Origin of the sequence: Frondihabitans sp. VKM Ac-2883, assembly GCF_015350875.1 — a bacterium.
Taxonomy (GTDB): Bacteria; Actinomycetota; Actinomycetes; order Actinomycetales; family Microbacteriaceae; genus Frondihabitans.
The window spans coordinates 323,101-338,838 of record NZ_JADKSF010000004.1; the positions used below are offsets into that span (position 1 = coordinate 323,101).

Here is a 15,738-nt window from a genome sequence, read left to right on the forward strand (position 1 = left end):
CACGCGGCTGAGTGGGTGGGTGCCTCGGCGGTCGCCACTATGCAAGCTATTCGAGCCGAAAAGCCCGGCGCGCGCTCCCACTGGCCAGGATCGCTCTCCAATTGGCGAGAGAGAACCGCGGCTCACCACTGAACGTCAGGCCGCCGTGTCGGTGGCGAACCAGAGTTCACCGAATTCGCGCCCCCGAGCCGAGGCGGCGAACGCCTCCTGGAGGTCATCGGCCGCGCCCCCGACCACGAGCACTTCGAGCCCGCGTTCGAGGAGTCCGTCGAGGAGCTCGCCGACGAAGGCGTGATCCGCCAGGGCCACGAGACTGGCGTCGATCTCGACGTGGGCGGCCGCTTCGTCGGGCACGGCAGATGCGAGATCACGACCGGCTGCGGCGTCGTGGACGAGAGGAGGAAGGGTGAGCGTGAACATCTGAGAGACCAACCTAGACTCCTCGACCGGTCTCGGTGGCGACCCCACTTCGCGTCTGCCCCTTGCGTCACACCAGTCACATCTGCAACGCTCACACCTGTCATGACTCGGTCTTTCTCCGCGCCGCCGCAGCGCGCCCCCCTCTCACACACCCGCCGTCGCATCAGCGTGGGGGCCCTTGCGCTCGCTTTCGCCCTCCCTCTGTTCGTCGCCGCGCCCGCCGAGGCCGACGCGTATCCGAGCTGGGACGACGTCGAGCAGGCCCGCGGCAGCGAAGGGGCGAAGAACAAGCAGATCGGCTCGCTCACCTCGCTCATCGCCGAACTCGAGCAGGCGACGGCCACGGCTCAGGCCGCCGCCGACAAAGCCGGCGAGGAGTTCCAGAACGCCCGAGACGAGCTCGACCTCGCCGCTGGCAAGTACGACAAAGTCGTCGCCGAGCAGAAGAAGGCTCAGAAGCAGGCGGACGAACTGGGAGTCGCCGTCGGGCAGATAGCGGCGACGCTAGCCCGGCCGGGCAGCAGCAACATGACCACCCACCTGCTCTTCGGCGAGAGCAAGCCGGGTGAATTCCTCAAGGGCCTCAGCATGTCGGCGAAGATCGGCGACCAGGTCGACAAGCTCTACGACGAGGCCCAGAAGGCGACGAACACCGCCGAAGGCCTCGCCGCGCAGGCGAAGCTGGCCAAGACGGAGCGGACCCGCCTCGCCGCCGCCTCGCAGAAAGCCCTCGAGCGGGCCGCCGCGGCGACCGCAGCGGCCTCCTCGGCCGAGGCGGAGCAGCAAGACAACCTCGGCGTGATGAAGGCGCAGCTCGCGACCCTTCGCAACGACCGATTGTCGATCGAAGACGGCTACCAGGACGGCGTCAAGGCGCGGGCGGCGGCGGCAGCGCGGGCAGCTGCGGCAGCGCGGGCCCGTGAGGCAGCGGCAGCGAAGGCGGCAGCCGATGCAGCGGCCGCCCAGGCTGCTGCTGCGGCTCAACCGGCGGCCCCCTCGACTCCGTCCACCCCCTCCACGCCGGCTCCCTCGACCGGTGGCGGCAGCAGTGCCCCCAACCCGGGCGCAGGGTCCGGCTGGACGAAACCGATCACCGCGTACAGCTTCTATCAGGCGTACGGCTACCGGTACCACCCCGTGTACCACGACTACCGCCTGCACTCCGGCGCCGACTTCTCCGCCTCCTGCGGCACCCCGATCTACGCGACGCACGCGGGCACGGTCAGCTACGGCGGCCCCTCGGGCGGCTACGGCAACATGATCATCATCGATCACGGCAACGGCGTCTCGAGCGCCTACGGCCACCTCTACACGAGCGGCATCTACGTGCAGGCCGGGCAGACGGTCAGCGCCGGGCAGAACATCGCCGGTGTCGGCAACACGGGTGTGTCGACGGGATGCCACCTCCACTTCGAGATCCGACTCAACGGTGTGGCCACCGACCCGATGGCGTACTTGGCTTCTCGCTAGCTCTCTCTTTCTCTCCGCTCGCTCACCCCGTGTCGCGAGACTCCCCATGTGGCCCGTCCGCGCCGGGGTGATGGGCCATTTCATTTATGGAGTCTCGCCATGGCTCAGAGCGAGACTCCAGTACTTGCGGGTAGCACACCTGCGCACCCGCAACTACTGGAGTCTCGATGCAGCACCAAGCCGTGGCGCGCCCGCAGACTCCGACGACCGTCTCGTCTCGGTGCCGCTTCTCGGTCGGTAAACTGGTCGAAACCCCTGAAAGCAAAGGAACACCCGTGTCAGATGCCGTCGCACCCGTGAGTAATCCCCTCGAACCGCGAGAGGTCACCGAGACGGCCACGGGTTTCGACCTGTTCCCCGACCGCAGCATCGTGGCGGTCCGCGTCGACGGTGCGCTGTTCGACATGGCCACGACCTTCGAGCCCGGCATCGTCGCCGAGCCGGTCTCGATCAACTCGCCGCAGGGTCTCGAGATCCTGCGTCACTCGACGGCGCACGTGATGGCGCAGGCCGTCCAGTCGATCAACCCGGAGGCGAAGCTCGGCATCGGCCCGCCCGTCACCGACGGGTTCTACTTCGACTTCGACGTCGTGGAGCCGTTCACTCCTGACGACCTCAAGGCCATCGAGAAAGTCATGGAGCGCATCGTCAAGGCGAACCAGCGCTTCGTGCGCCGCGTGGTCACCGAAGACGAGGCTCGCGAGCTGATGGCCAACGAGCCGTACAAGCTCGAGCTGATCGGCCTCAAGGGTGGTTCCGACCTCGACCAGGCCGCGGGCGATGCCGGAGAGGCGGTCGAGGTCGGCGGCACCGAGCTCACCGTGTACGACAACGTCGATGCGAAGACCGGCGACGTCGTCTGGCGCGACCTCTGCCGTGGCCCGCACCTTCCGTCGACGAGGCTTATCCAGAACGGCTGGAAGCTCATGCGGAACGCGGCCGCGTACTGGCGCGGCTCGGAGAAGAACAAGCAGCTGCAGCGCATCTACGGCACCGCCTGGGCCACGAAAGACGAGCTGCGCGAGCACCTCGCCCGCCTCGAGGAGGCCGCCAAGCGCGACCACCGCAAGCTCGGCGCCGAACTCGACCTCTTCTCGTTCCCCGACGAGCTCGGTTCCGGCCTCGCCGTCTTCCACCCCAAGGGCGGCATCATCCGCCGCGAGATGGAAGATTACTCACGCAAGCGCCACGAGCAGGAGGGCTACGAGTTCGTCTACACGCCCCACATCACCAAGTCGAACCTGTACGAGACCTCCGGTCACCTCGACTGGTACAAAGACGGCATGTTCCCGGCGATGCACCTCGACGAGGCACGCAACGAGGAGGGTGAGATCGTCCGCCAGGGCGCCGACTACTACCTCAAGCCGATGAACTGCCCGATGCACATCCTCGTGTACCGCTCGCAGGGCCGGTCTTACCGCGACCTGCCCCTCCGTCTTTTCGAGTTCGGCACCGTGTACCGCAACGAGAAGTCGGGCGTCATCCACGGCCTCACGCGCGTCCGCGGCATGACGCAGGACGACGCGCACATCTTTACCACCCGCGAGGAGATGGCGAACGAGCTGAAGAACACGCTCGGGTTCGTACTGTCGTTGCTCAAGGATTACGGTCTCAACGACTTCTACCTCGAGCTCTCGACGAAAGATCCCGAGAAGTACGTCGGCGATGACGCCACCTGGGAGGAGGCGACCGAGACCCTGGCCCAGGTCGCTCGCGAGACGGGGCTCGAGCTGGTGCCGGACCCGGCCGGCGCCGCGTTCTACGGCCCGAAGATTTCGGTGCAGGCCCGCGACGCAATCGGCCGCACCTGGCAGATGTCGACGGTACAGCTCGACTTCAACCTTCCCGAGCGCTTCGACCTCGACTACACGGCCACCGACGGCTCGCATCAGCGACCCGTGATGATCCACCGTGCCCTGTTCGGTTCCATCGAGCGTTTCTTCGGCGTGCTCACCGAGCACTACGCCGGCGCGTTCCCCGTGTGGCTCGCTCCCGTCCAGGTCGTCGGCATCCCCGTGGCCGACGAGTACGGCGACTACCTCGACAGCATCGGCGCCCAGCTCCGGGCCGCGGGCGTTCGGGTGCAGATCGACCACGGCAACGACCGCATGCCCAAGAAGATCCGCACGCACACGAAGGCCAAGGTGCCCTTCCAGCTCATCGCCGGCGAAGAAGATCGTGCCGCGGGCTCGGTGAGCTTCCGCTACCGCGACGGGTCGCAGGAGAACGGCATCCCGGTCGCCGACGCGATCGCCAAGATCGTCGAGGCCATCGAGACGAAAGCGCAGGTCTGACGGTGACCGACGCCGCGAACGAGCACGAGAACGCCGAGTCGTCCCGCTCGTTCGCGGCGGCGCCCGATGCCTTCCAACGTCTCTGGACGCCGCACCGGGCGGTCTACGTCGAGAACGGCCCGGGCGGCAAGGGCGGGTGCCCGTTCTGCGAGGCACCGGGGGAGTCCGACGAGAAAGCCCTCATCGTCGCTCGCGGCCAGCACGCGTTCGTCCTGCTCAACCTGTTCCCGTACAACCCGGGTCACCTGCTCGTCTGCCCCTACCGGCACATCGCGACCTACGACGAGGCGACCCCCGACGAGGTCGCCGAGATCGGTTCGCTGACTCAGATCGCCATGCGGGTGCTGACCGAGGTCTCGCACGCGCAGGGCTTCAACCTGGGCATGAACCAGGGCAGCGTGGGTGGCGCCGGAATCGCGGCGCACCTGCACCAGCACGTCGTGCCCCGTTACGCGGGCGACTCGAACTTCTTCCCGATCGTCGCCGAGACCAAAGCGGTCACCCATCTGCTCGGCGACGTGCGCGACGCGGTCTCTCGGGCTTGGCCTATGGGCCCGGACGCACCGGCGTCAACCCCGTAAGCTAGGCGATTATGAGCGACAGCACCCCCACCTCGACCACCGGATCCTCTCTCGTCAAGCGCGGCTTGGCCGACATGCTCAAGGGCGGCGTCATCATGGACGTCATCAATGTCGAGCAGGCCCGCATCGCCGAAGACGCCGGTGCCACCGCGGTCATGGCTCTCGAGCGTGTTCCCGCCGACATCCGTGCTCAGGGCGGCGTCGCTCGCATGTCCGACCCCGACATGATCGACGAGATCATCAAGGCCGTGAACATCCCGGTCATGGCGAAGGCCCGCATCGGCCACTTCGTCGAGGCGCAGATCCTCGAGACGCTCGGCGTCGACTACATCGACGAGTCCGAGGTGCTGAGCCCCGCCGATTACGTCAACCACATCGACAAGTGGAAGTTCACCGTTCCCTTCGTCTGCGGCGCCACCAACCTCGGCGAGGCGCTCCGTCGTATCACCGAGGGTGCCGCGATGATCCGCTCCAAGGGCGAGGCCGGCACCGGCGACGTCTCCGAGGCGACCAAGCACATCCGCACCATCACGAAAGAGATCGCGGCCCTCCGCCACCTTCGCGAGGACGAGCTCTACGTCGCCGCGAAAGAGCTGCAGGCTCCGATCGAGACCGTGCGCGAGGTCGCGGCGACCGGCAAGCTCCCCGTCGTCCTCTTCACCGCGGGTGGCGTGGCCACCCCCGCCGACGCCGCGCTGATGATGCAGCTCGGTGCCGACGGCGTCTTCGTCGGGTCCGGCATCTTCAAGTCGGGCGACCCTGCGGCCCGCGCTGCCGCCATCGTGAAGGCGACCACGTTCTTCGACGACGCCAGGGTCGTGGCCGAGGCCTCTCGCGGTCTGGGCGAGGCCATGGTCGGTATCAACGTCGCCGACATCCCCGCACCGCACCGCCTCGCCGAGCGCGGCTGGTAGCGCGGGCGCCCACACCACGGTGACACACAAAGGATCCCCGCTCACGATCGGCGTCCTGGCCCTCCAGGGTGACTTCCGCGAGCACCTGCACGTTGTCTCGTCGCTCGGCGAGAAGGCGGTGACCGTCCGGCGCGCGTCAGAGCTCGACGAGGTCGACGGTCTGATCATCCCCGGCGGCGAATCCAGCGTCATGGACAAGCTCTCGCGCACGTTCGAGCTCGCCGAGCCGTTGAAAGCGGCGATCGCCTCGGGGCTGCCCGTCTACGGGACGTGTGCCGGTCTGATCATGCTGGCCGACCGGATCCTCGACGGGATGGCCGGGCAGCAGACCCTCGGGGGCCTCGACGTGTCGGTGCGCCGCAACGCTTTCGGCTCGCAGCGCGACTCGTTCGAAGAAGACCTCGACGTGCCGGCGCTCGACGGAGAGCCGGTGCACGCGGTCTTCATCCGCGCTCCAGTGGTCGACGAGGTGGGTCCTCTTGCGACCCCGCTCGGCACTCTGGCGGACGGCCGCGTCGTCGCCGTCGAGCAGGGCAACCTGCTCGGCACGTCGTTCCACCCGGAGATGACTCACGACTACCGCTTTCACGAGTACTTCGTCGAAAAGGTGCGTGCTCACCGCGCCTGACGAGGGCGGCCGGTACACTTATCGAGATTTTCGTGTCGAGAAGACACGGCAGCAAAAGTAAGCGAAGGAGCCACCGTGTCCGGCCACTCTAAATGGGCAACAACCAAGCACCAGAAGGCCGTCGTCGACGGTCGCCGCGCGAAGTCGTTCGCGAAGCTGATCAAGAACATCGAGGTCGCGGCCAAGATGGGCGGGGCCGACTTCGAAGGCAACCCGACCCTCGTCGACGCCGTTCAGAAGGCCAAGAAGACCTCCGTCCCCAAAGACAACATCGACCGCGCCGTCAAGCGCGGTGCCGGCCTCACCGGTGACGCCGTCGACTACCAGACGATCATCTACGAGGGCTACGCCGCCAATGGCATCGCGCTCATGATCGAGTGCCTCACCGACAACAAGAACCGCGCGGCCGCCAACGTCCGCACGGTCATGTCGCGCAACGGCGGCACGATGGCCGACCCGGGCAGCGTGGCCTACAACTTCGCCCGCAAGGGCATCATCACGGTGATGAAGTCGGGCGATCTGACCGAAGACGACGTGATGGGCGCCGTACTCGACGCCGGTGCCGAAGACGTCATCGACCAGGGTGCGGGCTTCGAGATCCAGACCGACCCCAGCGACCTCGTTCCCACGCGCACCGCTCTCCAGGAGGCGGGCATCGACTACGACGCCGCCGACATCGAGTTCGTGCCCGGCCTCAAGGTCGAGGCTGACGCCGAGACCGCTCGCAAGGTGTTCCGTCTCATCGACGCCCTCGACGACGATGACGACGTGCAGAACGTCTACAGCAACATCGACGTGACGGCCGACGTGCAGGCCGAGCTCGACGACGACGAATAAGCGGGCGACGATCGTGGTGAGCCCGGGCGTGCGAACGACCGGGCTCCGATGACCCTTCGCGTGCTGGGGGTCGACCCCGGCCTCACCCGCTGCGGTGTCGGTATCGTCGAGGTCGCCGCGAATCGCGTCCCGAAGCTCGTTTCCGTGCACACGATCCGGTCGGCCGCCGACGCTCCACTCGAGCAGAGACTGATGATCATCGGCCGTGGCATCGAGGCGCTCGTCGATGAGTTCCGCCCCGACGCGATGGCGATCGAGCGCGTCTTCGCGCAGAACAACGTGCGCACGGTGATGGGCACCGCACAGGTGAGCGGGCTCGCCCTGCGCGCCGCCGCCGAACGCGGCATCCCGGTCGCCCTGCACACACCGTCCGAGGTGAAGGCGGCCGTGACCGGCTACGGCTCGGCCGACAAAAAGCAGGTCGGCGCCATGGTGGCCCGGCTGCTCGGCCTCGACGAGGTGCCGAAGCCCGCCGACGCGGCTGACGCGCTGGCGCTGGCGATCTGCCATGCGTGGCGCCGAAACGCCCCGGGAGCGAGCACGCCCGCCGGATCCTCGTCGCTTTCCCGTCTTGCTGCGACCACGCCCACCCCGGTCGCTCTGACTCCGGCTCAGCGTGCGTGGCGTGACGCCGAGAAGTCGATGCGCGCTCCTAGGCTGAAGGGATGATCTCCAGCCTCCGCGGTTCCGTCGCCGCCGCATCCGGTTCGACCGTGGTGATCGAGGTCGGGGGAGTGGGGCTCAAGGTCTCGGTCACGCCGCAGCTTGCGCTCTCGCTGCCCATCGGCTCGACTACTCACCTCTTCACGACGCTGATCGTGCGCGAAGACGACCTCGCGCTCTTCGGCTTCACGACTCCCGACGAGCTCGAGATCTTCGACCTGCTTCGCGGCGTCACCGGCGTCGGCCCGAAGTCGGCCCTCGGCGTGCTGGGCCACCTCACACCCACCCAGATCGCCTCCGCCGTCGCCACCGAAGACGACGCGGCGTTCCGTCGGGTTTCGGGAATCGGCCCCAAGACGGCGAAGCTCATCGTCGTGCAACTCACCGGCAAACTCGACGTGCGCTTGCAGGCACCGACCGTCACGGCGAAGTCGACCACCGCCTCCGACGTGCTGATCGCCCTCATCGGCCTCGGATGGTCGGAGCGCGACGCGCAAGCCGCTATCGACGACGTGGTCGACACCGCCGATGCCTCGGTGACGACCGCGGTGCCCGCACTGCTCCGTGCCGCCCTCACCCGCCTCGGGCCGCAGCGCTCCGGCGCCGGTCGCTGAGCGCCCGCATGAGCGACGATCTCACTCGCCCCGATCTCGAGAACGACGCCGAGCTCGCCTTCGAGGGCGCCCTCCGGCCCAAGTCGCTGACCGAGTTCGTCGGACAGTCGAAGGTGCGCGGCCAACTCGAGCTGCTGCTCCGCGCGGCGGCCATGCAGGGGCGTACCCCCGATCACATCCTGCTGGCCGGCCCGCCCGGTCTGGGCAAGACGACGCTGGCGATGATCGTCGCGCACGAGAGCAACCGCCCGCTGCGCATGTCGAGTGGGCCCGCCATCCAGCACGCCGGTGATCTGGCAGCGGTGCTGTCGTCGCTCGTGCCCGGCGAAGTGCTGTTCATCGACGAGATCCATCGCATGACCAGGGCGGCCGAAGAGATGCTGTACCTCGCCATGGAGGATTACCGCATCGACATCATGGTCGGCAAAGGTGCCGGTGCGACCAGCATTCCGCTCGAACTCTCGCCTTTCACGCTCGTCGGCGCGACGACGCGCTCCGGGCTTCTGCCGAACCCGCTGCGCGATCGCTTCGGATTCACGGCGCACCTCGAGTTCTATGACGAATCCGAGCTCGAAGAGGTCATCCGCCGGGCCGCGTCGCTTCTCGAGATCGATATCGACGGGGTGGCACTCCGCGAGATCGCGGGTCGCAGCCGAGGCACCCCGCGCATCGCGAACCGCCTGCTCCGTCGCGTCCGCGACTTCGCCCTGGTGCACGGCCAGCGCGCCGACCTTGGTACCGTCCGAGGCGCCCTCGACCTGTACGACGTCGACGCCCTCGGCCTCGACCGGCTCGACCGGGCCGTCCTCGAGACGATCCTCACTCGCTTCGACGGGGGCCCTGTCGGGTTGAACACGCTCGCCGTGTCGGTCGGCGAGGAGCCCGACACGATCGAGTCTGTCGTCGAGCCCTTCCTAGTACGGGTGGGGCTGCTGACCCGGTCGCCGCGGGGAAGGATCGCCACGCCCGAGGCCTGGCGGCACTTCGGCCTCGCCCGGCAGTCAGAGGGGCTTTTTGGTGATGGCCTATAATCGCCGGAGGCTTCTCAGCGGTCGTGTCTGATCTCACGCGGCGACAACCACTTCATCTCACCACGCGAAAGAAGAAATTTCATGGATGCACCTACCGCGATCATGCTCGTCCTCCTGGTGGTGTTGATCTTCTTCATCTTCCGCAACCGTCGTAAGCGCCAGAACGAGCAGGCCGAACTCCAGACCAAGATGGTCCCCGGCGTTGAGCTCATGCTGACGTTCGGCATCTACGGCACGCTCGTGTCGATCGACGACGCCGAGAACGTCGCAGAGGTCGAGATCGCGCCCGGCACCATCATCAAGGTGCACCGCCAGACCCTTGGTCGCATCGTCGAGCCCGTGGTGGCCGAGGTTCCCGCGACTGAGACCGGTATTGTCGGATCCTCGTCCGACCAGCCCCGCTACAGCCTCAACAAAGACACCGCAATCACCTCGAACGAGCCCTCGTTCGGAGAGCGCGTCGACCCGAACACCGACGGAACGCCGTCGACCGGCACCGACAAGTCCTGATCCGTCTCGATCCCGGCCGTTCGGCCGGATCCCCACCCGATGAGGGCTCGCCTCGGCACGCCCTCTTCGCATGAGAAAGCAGAGTTCCTCCGTGGCACGATCGACGCCCGCGAAGAAGGCCCTTCGCTCCCTGACCTGGCTGCTGGTGATCATCGCCGCCATCACAGCCCTCAACGGGGCGGCGACGATCTTGCACAAGACCACGGGCGACGACACAGGGTGGTGGGGCAACGCCAGCTTCGTTCCCGAGCTCGCGCTCGACCTCCAGGGCGGCACGCAGATCACCCTGCAGGCACAGCTCCAGAGCGGTGCCACGGTCTCGTCCGACCAGCTGAACCAGGCCGTGTCGATCATCCGTCAGCGCATCAACGCGAACGGTGTCACCGAGGCCGAGATCAACACGCAGGGGCGCAACAACATCGTCGTGTCGCTGCCCGGCAAGCCGAGCGAAGAGCAGCTGAACCGCATCGAGTCCGCTGCTCGCCTCACGTTCCGTCCAGTCCTCTACACCGAGGCCGCGACCGCCAGCTCGGTGGGGGCCTCGGCGTCGGCCACCCCGTACACGCCGAGCAAGACACTCGATGCGAACCCCACCGCCAAGCCGACTGATGCCTCTGACGTCAGCTGGATCTCGGAGCGTCTCGCCGACCTCTACACGAACTACAACTGCGCCGCCCCGGACGACGTGACGAACGCCCCCGACGACGAGCCGCTGGTCACCTGCTCTACCGACGACAGCGGTCAGGTCTCGAAGTTCATCCTCGGCCCCGTCGAGGTCGAAGGCTCGACGATCAGCGACGCGACCTCGGGCCTCGCCACCAACTCTCAGGGCAACAGCACCGGCCAGTGGGCAGTCAACATCGACTTCAACGGCAAGGGCACCACGGAGTTCAAGAACGTCACCAGCCGTCTTGTCTCGCTGACCGCACCGCGCAACCAGTTCGCGATCGTGCTCGACGGATCCGTCATCACCGCCCCCTCGACCAACTCGGCAATCACCGACGGCTCGGCCCAGATCACCGGAAACTTCACCTCCGACTCCGCGAAGACCCTGGCCGACCAGCTGAAATTCGGCGCCCTGCCCATCAACTTCGAGGTCCAGAGCAACGAGGTCATCTCGGCCACTCTCGGCACGACGCAGCTCCTCTCCGGCCTGATCGCCGGTCTGATCGGCCTCATCCTGGTGATCATCTACTCGGTGATCCAGTACCGGGCACTGGCCTTCGTGACCGTCCTCTCCCTCGCGATCTCCGGAGTTATCACCTATCTCACGATCGACTTCCTCTCCTGGCACGACGGCTACCGCCTGTCGCTGGCCGGCGTGGCAGGTCTCATCGTGGCCATCGGTATCACCGCCGACTCCTTCATCGTCTACTTCGAGCGCATCCGAGATGAACTGCGAGACGGCAGGTCTCTCGAGTCAGCGGTCGAGCACGGCTGGAAGCGCGCAATCCGCACGATCCTCGCGTCCGACACGGTCAACTTCCTCGCCGCCGTCACCCTCTACATCCTCGCGGTCGGCAACGTGAAGGGTTTCGCTCTCACCCTGCTGCTGACCACCCTCATCGACGTCATCGTCGTGGTGCTGTTCACCCACCCGATGCTGCGCTTGCTCGCCGGCACCCGCTACTTCGGCGGCGGCCACAAGTTCAGCGGGCTCGATCCCAATGCCCTCGGTGCCGTCTACCGCGGTCGTGCGCACTTCCGCGAGCCCCTCGCGGCGGGTCGCAAGCGCGCCGGCGGCAAAGAGGCAGAGAAGCGTCAGACGATCGCCGAGCGCCGCAGGGCCGAGGCGGACGGCACGGCGCCGACGAACGGTACCGGCCCCACCAGCGGCACCGGGCCGACCAACGGCACCGCACCCACGAACGACCAGTCCGGCACCACGTCCGAGAAGGATTCCTGATGGCCAGCTTCTCCCAGTTCGGTAACGACCTCTACACGGGGGCCCGTTCGGTCAATATCGTCGGCCGACGCAAGATCTGGTACGGCATCGCGATCATCCTGGTGCTCGCGTCCGTGCTCATCCCGCTCGCCCGCGGCGGCTTCCAGTTCAGCATCGACTTCACCGGCGGCTCCGAGTACCAGATCTCGGGGGTCACCGACCCCAAGCAAGAGACCGCCATCGATACCGTGACGGCATTTAAATCCGACGCCACGCCCCTCGTCTCGATCGTCGGCGGTGACATCGTCCGCGTGCAGGTGAACGAGTTGACGACGCGTCAGACCGACGCCCTCGGCCTCGACCTCGCCAAGGCGTACAACGTGCCCGAGAAGAACGTCGCAACAAGCTTCATCGGCGCCACCTGGGGTGGCGACATCACGACACAGGCCATCCGCGGGCTCGTGATCTTCCTCATCCTCGCGGCGATCTTCATGACCATCTACTTCCGCACCTGGAAGATGGCAGCGGCCGCGATGGTCTCGCTCATCCACGACCTGGTGATCACGGCGGGTGTCTACGGCATCCTCGGCTTCCAGGTCTCCCCGGCGGCGGTGATCGGGTTTCTGACAATCCTCGGCTACTCGCTCTACGACACGGTCGTCGTCTTCGACAAGATCCGCGAGAACAACTCCGAAGACAAGAACGGCTCGTCTCGCACCTTCGGCGAATCCGTCAACCTCGCGGTCAACCAGACGCTCGTCCGCTCGATCAACACCTCGGTCGTCGCCCTGCTGCCCGTGGCAGCGATCCTCTTCATCGGATCGGTTCTGCTCGGTGCGGGCACCCTGCGCGACATCTCCCTGTCGCTGTTCATCGGGATCCTGGTCGGCACCTACTCCACGATCTTCATCGCGGCGCCGGTCTACGCGCAGATCCGCGGTCACGAGACGCTGATCAAGAAGTCCGACGAGAAGAAGGCGAAAGCCGAGGTCACCGCATGACAACCGAAGGATCCGCCCAGCGCACTGAGATCGATGCCGCTGAGGCTGTCAGCGCCGTCGAGAACGGCGCCTACCTCCTCGACGTGCGCGAGCAGCACGAGTGGGATGCCGGCCATGCTCCCGGCGCGCACCTGCTGCCGATGTCTGAGATCGGCGTCCGCGTGTCGGAGGTCCCCGACGACCGCGAGATCCTCGTCGTCTGCCATCTCGGCGGTCGTTCCGCCCAGGTGACCAACGCCCTTCGCCAGAACGGCTACAACGCCGTCAACGTGCTCGGCGGAATGGTGGCCTGGCAGCACGCCGACGGCGAACTGACGAGCGAGAACGGCGCCGAGCCGTCGGTTGACTGACGTCGAACGACTATCCTGAACAGATGCGGTAGTCGGGCGAGAGCTCTCGTGACCGGGTCCGCTAGCTGAACAGATGCACTGCTGAACACAGGCACTGACGAGAGTGGGCGCTGATGACGACAGAGATCTCTACGACCGAGTCTCCCGCGCCCGGTGATCCGGTTCGCCCGGGTTCAGCGCCGCAGGGTGGGGGAGCCTCGACGGCTTCTCTGCGCACTCTGCTGCCCCGCCTCTTCTCGCGGAGCCAGCCGGCGGGTGCCGTCGACCGGCTCATCAAGACGGTCCGCATGCATCACCCCAAGGCCGACCTCTCGATCATCGAACACGCCTACACGGTCGCCGAGCGCGCCCATACCGGGCAGTTCCGCAAGAGCGGTGAGCCGTACATCACCCACCCGGTGGCGGTCGCTCAGATTTTGGCCGACCTCGGCATCGGTGCGAAGACGATCGCGGCGGCCCTGCTGCACGACACCGTTGAAGACACCGACTACACGCTCGACATGCTGCGTCGCGACTTCGGTGACGAGATCACCATGCTCGTCGATGGCGTCACCAAGCTCGACAAGCTCAAGTACGGCGACAGCGCTCAGGCCGAGACCGTCCGCAAGATGGTCGTCGCGATGTCGAAAGACATTCGCGTGCTCGTCATCAAACTCGCCGACCGCCTGCACAACGCGCGCACCTGGGGTTTCGTCGAATCCTCGTCGGCCAGCCGCAAGGCGACCGAGACGCTTGAGATCTACGCTCCGTTGGCCCACCGCCTTGGAATCCAGACCATCAAGTGGGAGCTCGAAGACCTCAGCTTCGCGGTGCTCCACCCGAAGCTCTACGTCGAGATCGACAGCCTGGTCAAGCAGCGGACCCCGCAGCGCGAGCAATTCGTGCAGAACGTCATCAATGCGGTCAAGAGCGACCTCAAATCGTCGAAGATCCGCGGCGACGTCGTCGGCCGACCAAAGCAGTACTACTCGATTTACCAGAAGATGATCGTGCGCGGTCGCGAGTTCGACGAGATTTACGACCTCGTCGGCATCCGCGTGCTGGTGAACTCGCTCCGCGACTGTTACGCGGTACTCGGCTCGATCCACGCGCGCTGGAACCCGATCCCCGGTCGCTTCAAGGACTACATCGCGACCCCGAAGTTCAACCTGTATCAGTCGCTGCACACGACCGTGATCGGGCCCAAGGGCCGTCCGGTCGAGATCCAGATCCGCACCCACGAGATGCACCAGCGTGCCGAGTTCGGTGTGGCCGCTCACTGGAAGTACAAGCAGCGGATGAACGGCGGCCGCGACAACCTGAGCGACCCCAAGACCGAGACCGACATGGCGTGGCTCGCCCACATCTCCGACTGGCAGGCCGAGACCGCCGACCCGGGGGAGTTCCTCGACAGCCTCCGCTTCGAGATCGGGGCGAAAGAGGTCTACGTCTTCACGCCGCAGGGCAAGGTCATCGGTCTGCCCTCGGGGGCGACGCCCGTCGACTTCGCCTACGCCGTGCACACCGAGGTCGGGCACCGCACGATGGGGGCCAAGGTCAACGGCCGCCTGGTGCCCCTCGAGTCGACCCTCACGTCGGGCGACGTGGTCGAGGTCTTCACTTCGAAGAACCCCGACTCGGGCCCCTCCCAAGACTGGCTCGCCTTCGTCAAGAGCCCGCGCGCCCGCAACAAGATCAAGCAGTGGTTCACCAAGGAGCGCCGCGACGAGGCGGTCGAGCAGGGCAAAGACGCCATTGCGAGAGCGATGCGCAAGCAGAACCTCCCGCTCCAGAAGCTCATGAGCCAAGACTCGATCGCCGAGGTCGCAGCGACGATGCGCTACGACGACATCACGGCTCTGTACGCCGCTGTCGGCGAAGGGCACATCTCGACGCAGTCGGTGATCGAGAAGATCCTGTCGGCCGTACAGACGCAGACCGACGACGACACCGATCTCGACCTCGAGTTCCCGTCGAAGGGGCGTCAGCGGCCCCTGCGCAACAGTGACTCGGGTGTGCTCGTGCGAGGCGCACCCGACATTCTCGTCAAGCTCGCCAAGTGCTGCACCCCGGTGCCCGGCGACCAGATCGTGGGCTTCATCACCCGGGGTCAGGGTGTCAGCGTCCACCAGGCCTCCTGCCACAATGTGCAGAGCCTGATGAACGAGCCCGAGCGCATGATCGAAGTCTCGTGGGCGCCCTCCTCCAAGAGTGTGTTCCTCGTGCAGATCCAGATCGAGGCGCTCGATCGGTCGGGCCTCCTCTCCGACGTCACGCGGGTGCTCTCGGAGCATCACGTGAACATCCTGTCGGCGACGGTCTCGACCTCGTCCGAGCGTCTGGCCCTCAGCCGGTTCGTGTTCGAGATGGGCGACACCACCCACCTCGACCGGGTGCTGAATGCGGTTCGCCGCATCGATGCGGTCTACGACGTCTACCGCGTCAGCGGGGGTTGAGCGAGCGCGGTGTCGCGGATCTTTGGGCTCGCGGGGTCTTGGGCTCGTTGGGTCTTGGGCTCCTGAACTGAGGAGTCGCGCTCCTCGACGAGGGAGTAGCAGGCC

15 protein-coding genes are annotated in these 15,738 nt (G+C 66.5%); 14 read left to right on the top strand and 1 reads right to left on the bottom strand.

Annotation, left to right across the window (positions count from 1 at the left end; translation table 11 throughout):
• Positions 1-135: 135 nt before the first annotated feature.
• The gene (locus tag ITJ49_RS09970; RefSeq protein ID WP_194604650.1) at positions 136-432 is read right to left on the bottom strand and encodes a hypothetical protein; all 297 of its coding nucleotides are present in this window, start codon (positions 430-432) and stop codon (positions 136-138) included.
• A gap of 90 nt (positions 433-522) precedes the next feature.
• Here ITJ49_RS09970 and ITJ49_RS09975 point away from each other — a divergent pair, with 90 nt between their 5' ends.
• The 14 genes from ITJ49_RS09975 to ITJ49_RS10040 all read left to right on the top strand — a co-directional run bounded on the left by ITJ49_RS09975 (position 523) and on the right by ITJ49_RS10040 (position 15,633).
• The gene (locus ITJ49_RS09975) at positions 523-1,890 is read left to right on the top strand and encodes a peptidoglycan DD-metalloendopeptidase family protein (protein ID WP_194604653.1); all 1,368 of its coding nucleotides are present in this window, start codon (positions 523-525) and stop codon (positions 1,888-1,890) included.
• Positions 1,891-2,165: 275 nt separating this feature from the next.
• Positions 2,166-4,184: a threonine--tRNA ligase gene (thrS, locus tag ITJ49_RS09980; protein WP_370544450.1), complete on the top strand. Its 2,019-nt coding sequence runs from the start codon at positions 2,166-2,168 to the stop codon at positions 4,182-4,184.
• Between the two features lie 2 nt (positions 4,185-4,186).
• A complete protein-coding gene (locus ITJ49_RS09985; RefSeq protein ID WP_370544451.1) occupies positions 4,187-4,765 on the top strand; it encodes an HIT domain-containing protein in 579 nt (192 codons plus the stop codon).
• Between the two features lie 11 nt (positions 4,766-4,776).
• Positions 4,777-5,679: a pyridoxal 5'-phosphate synthase lyase subunit PdxS gene (gene pdxS, locus ITJ49_RS09990; RefSeq protein ID WP_055958023.1), complete on the top strand. Its 903-nt coding sequence runs from the start codon at positions 4,777-4,779 to the stop codon at positions 5,677-5,679.
• A 19-nt stretch (positions 5,680-5,698) separates the two neighbouring features.
• Positions 5,699-6,307, top strand: coding sequence for a pyridoxal 5'-phosphate synthase glutaminase subunit PdxT (gene pdxT, locus ITJ49_RS09995; RefSeq protein ID WP_194604659.1), 609 nt, complete (start codon positions 5,699-5,701; stop codon positions 6,305-6,307).
• 75 nt (positions 6,308-6,382) lie between these two features.
• Positions 6,383-7,144 carry a YebC/PmpR family DNA-binding transcriptional regulator gene (locus ITJ49_RS10000; RefSeq protein ID WP_194604662.1) on the top strand — a complete coding sequence of 254 codons (762 nt, stop codon included), beginning with the start codon at positions 6,383-6,385 and terminating at the stop codon, positions 7,142-7,144.
• Positions 7,145-7,192: 48 nt separating this feature from the next.
• Positions 7,193-7,813: a crossover junction endodeoxyribonuclease RuvC gene (gene ruvC / locus ITJ49_RS10005; RefSeq protein WP_194604665.1), complete on the top strand. Its 621-nt coding sequence runs from the start codon at positions 7,193-7,195 to the stop codon at positions 7,811-7,813.
• Complete coding sequence (gene ruvA / locus ITJ49_RS10010; protein ID WP_194604669.1) at positions 7,810-8,421, top strand: Holliday junction branch migration protein RuvA; 612 nt, start codon at positions 7,810-7,812, stop codon at positions 8,419-8,421. Before ruvC ends, ruvA begins: the two co-directional genes overlap by 4 nt.
• 8 nt (positions 8,422-8,429) lie before the next feature.
• Positions 8,430-9,452 (top strand): Holliday junction branch migration DNA helicase RuvB, encoded by a 1,023-nt coding sequence (gene ruvB / locus ITJ49_RS10015; RefSeq protein ID WP_194604673.1) that lies wholly within the window; start codon positions 8,430-8,432, stop codon positions 9,450-9,452.
• An 81-nt stretch (positions 9,453-9,533) separates the two neighbouring features.
• Positions 9,534-9,962, top strand: coding sequence for a preprotein translocase subunit YajC (gene yajC, locus ITJ49_RS10020; protein WP_055958002.1), 429 nt, complete (start codon positions 9,534-9,536; stop codon positions 9,960-9,962).
• A gap of 91 nt (positions 9,963-10,053) precedes the next feature.
• On the top strand, positions 10,054-11,868 hold the full coding sequence (gene secD / locus ITJ49_RS10025; protein ID WP_194604676.1) for a protein translocase subunit SecD: 1,815 nt from the start codon (positions 10,054-10,056) through the stop codon (positions 11,866-11,868).
• The gene (secF, locus tag ITJ49_RS10030) at positions 11,868-12,848 is read left to right on the top strand and encodes a protein translocase subunit SecF (protein WP_194604679.1); all 981 of its coding nucleotides are present in this window, start codon (positions 11,868-11,870) and stop codon (positions 12,846-12,848) included. Before secD ends, secF begins: the two co-directional genes overlap by 1 nt.
• Positions 12,845-13,198, top strand: coding sequence for a rhodanese-like domain-containing protein (locus ITJ49_RS10035; protein WP_194604682.1), 354 nt, complete (start codon positions 12,845-12,847; stop codon positions 13,196-13,198). Before secF ends, ITJ49_RS10035 begins: the two co-directional genes overlap by 4 nt.
• Positions 13,199-13,311: 113 nt before the next feature.
• Positions 13,312-15,633 carry a bifunctional (p)ppGpp synthetase/guanosine-3',5'-bis(diphosphate) 3'-pyrophosphohydrolase gene (locus ITJ49_RS10040; protein WP_194604686.1) on the top strand — a complete coding sequence of 774 codons (2,322 nt, stop codon included), beginning with the start codon at positions 13,312-13,314 and terminating at the stop codon, positions 15,631-15,633.
• Positions 15,634-15,738 lie beyond the last annotated feature (105 nt).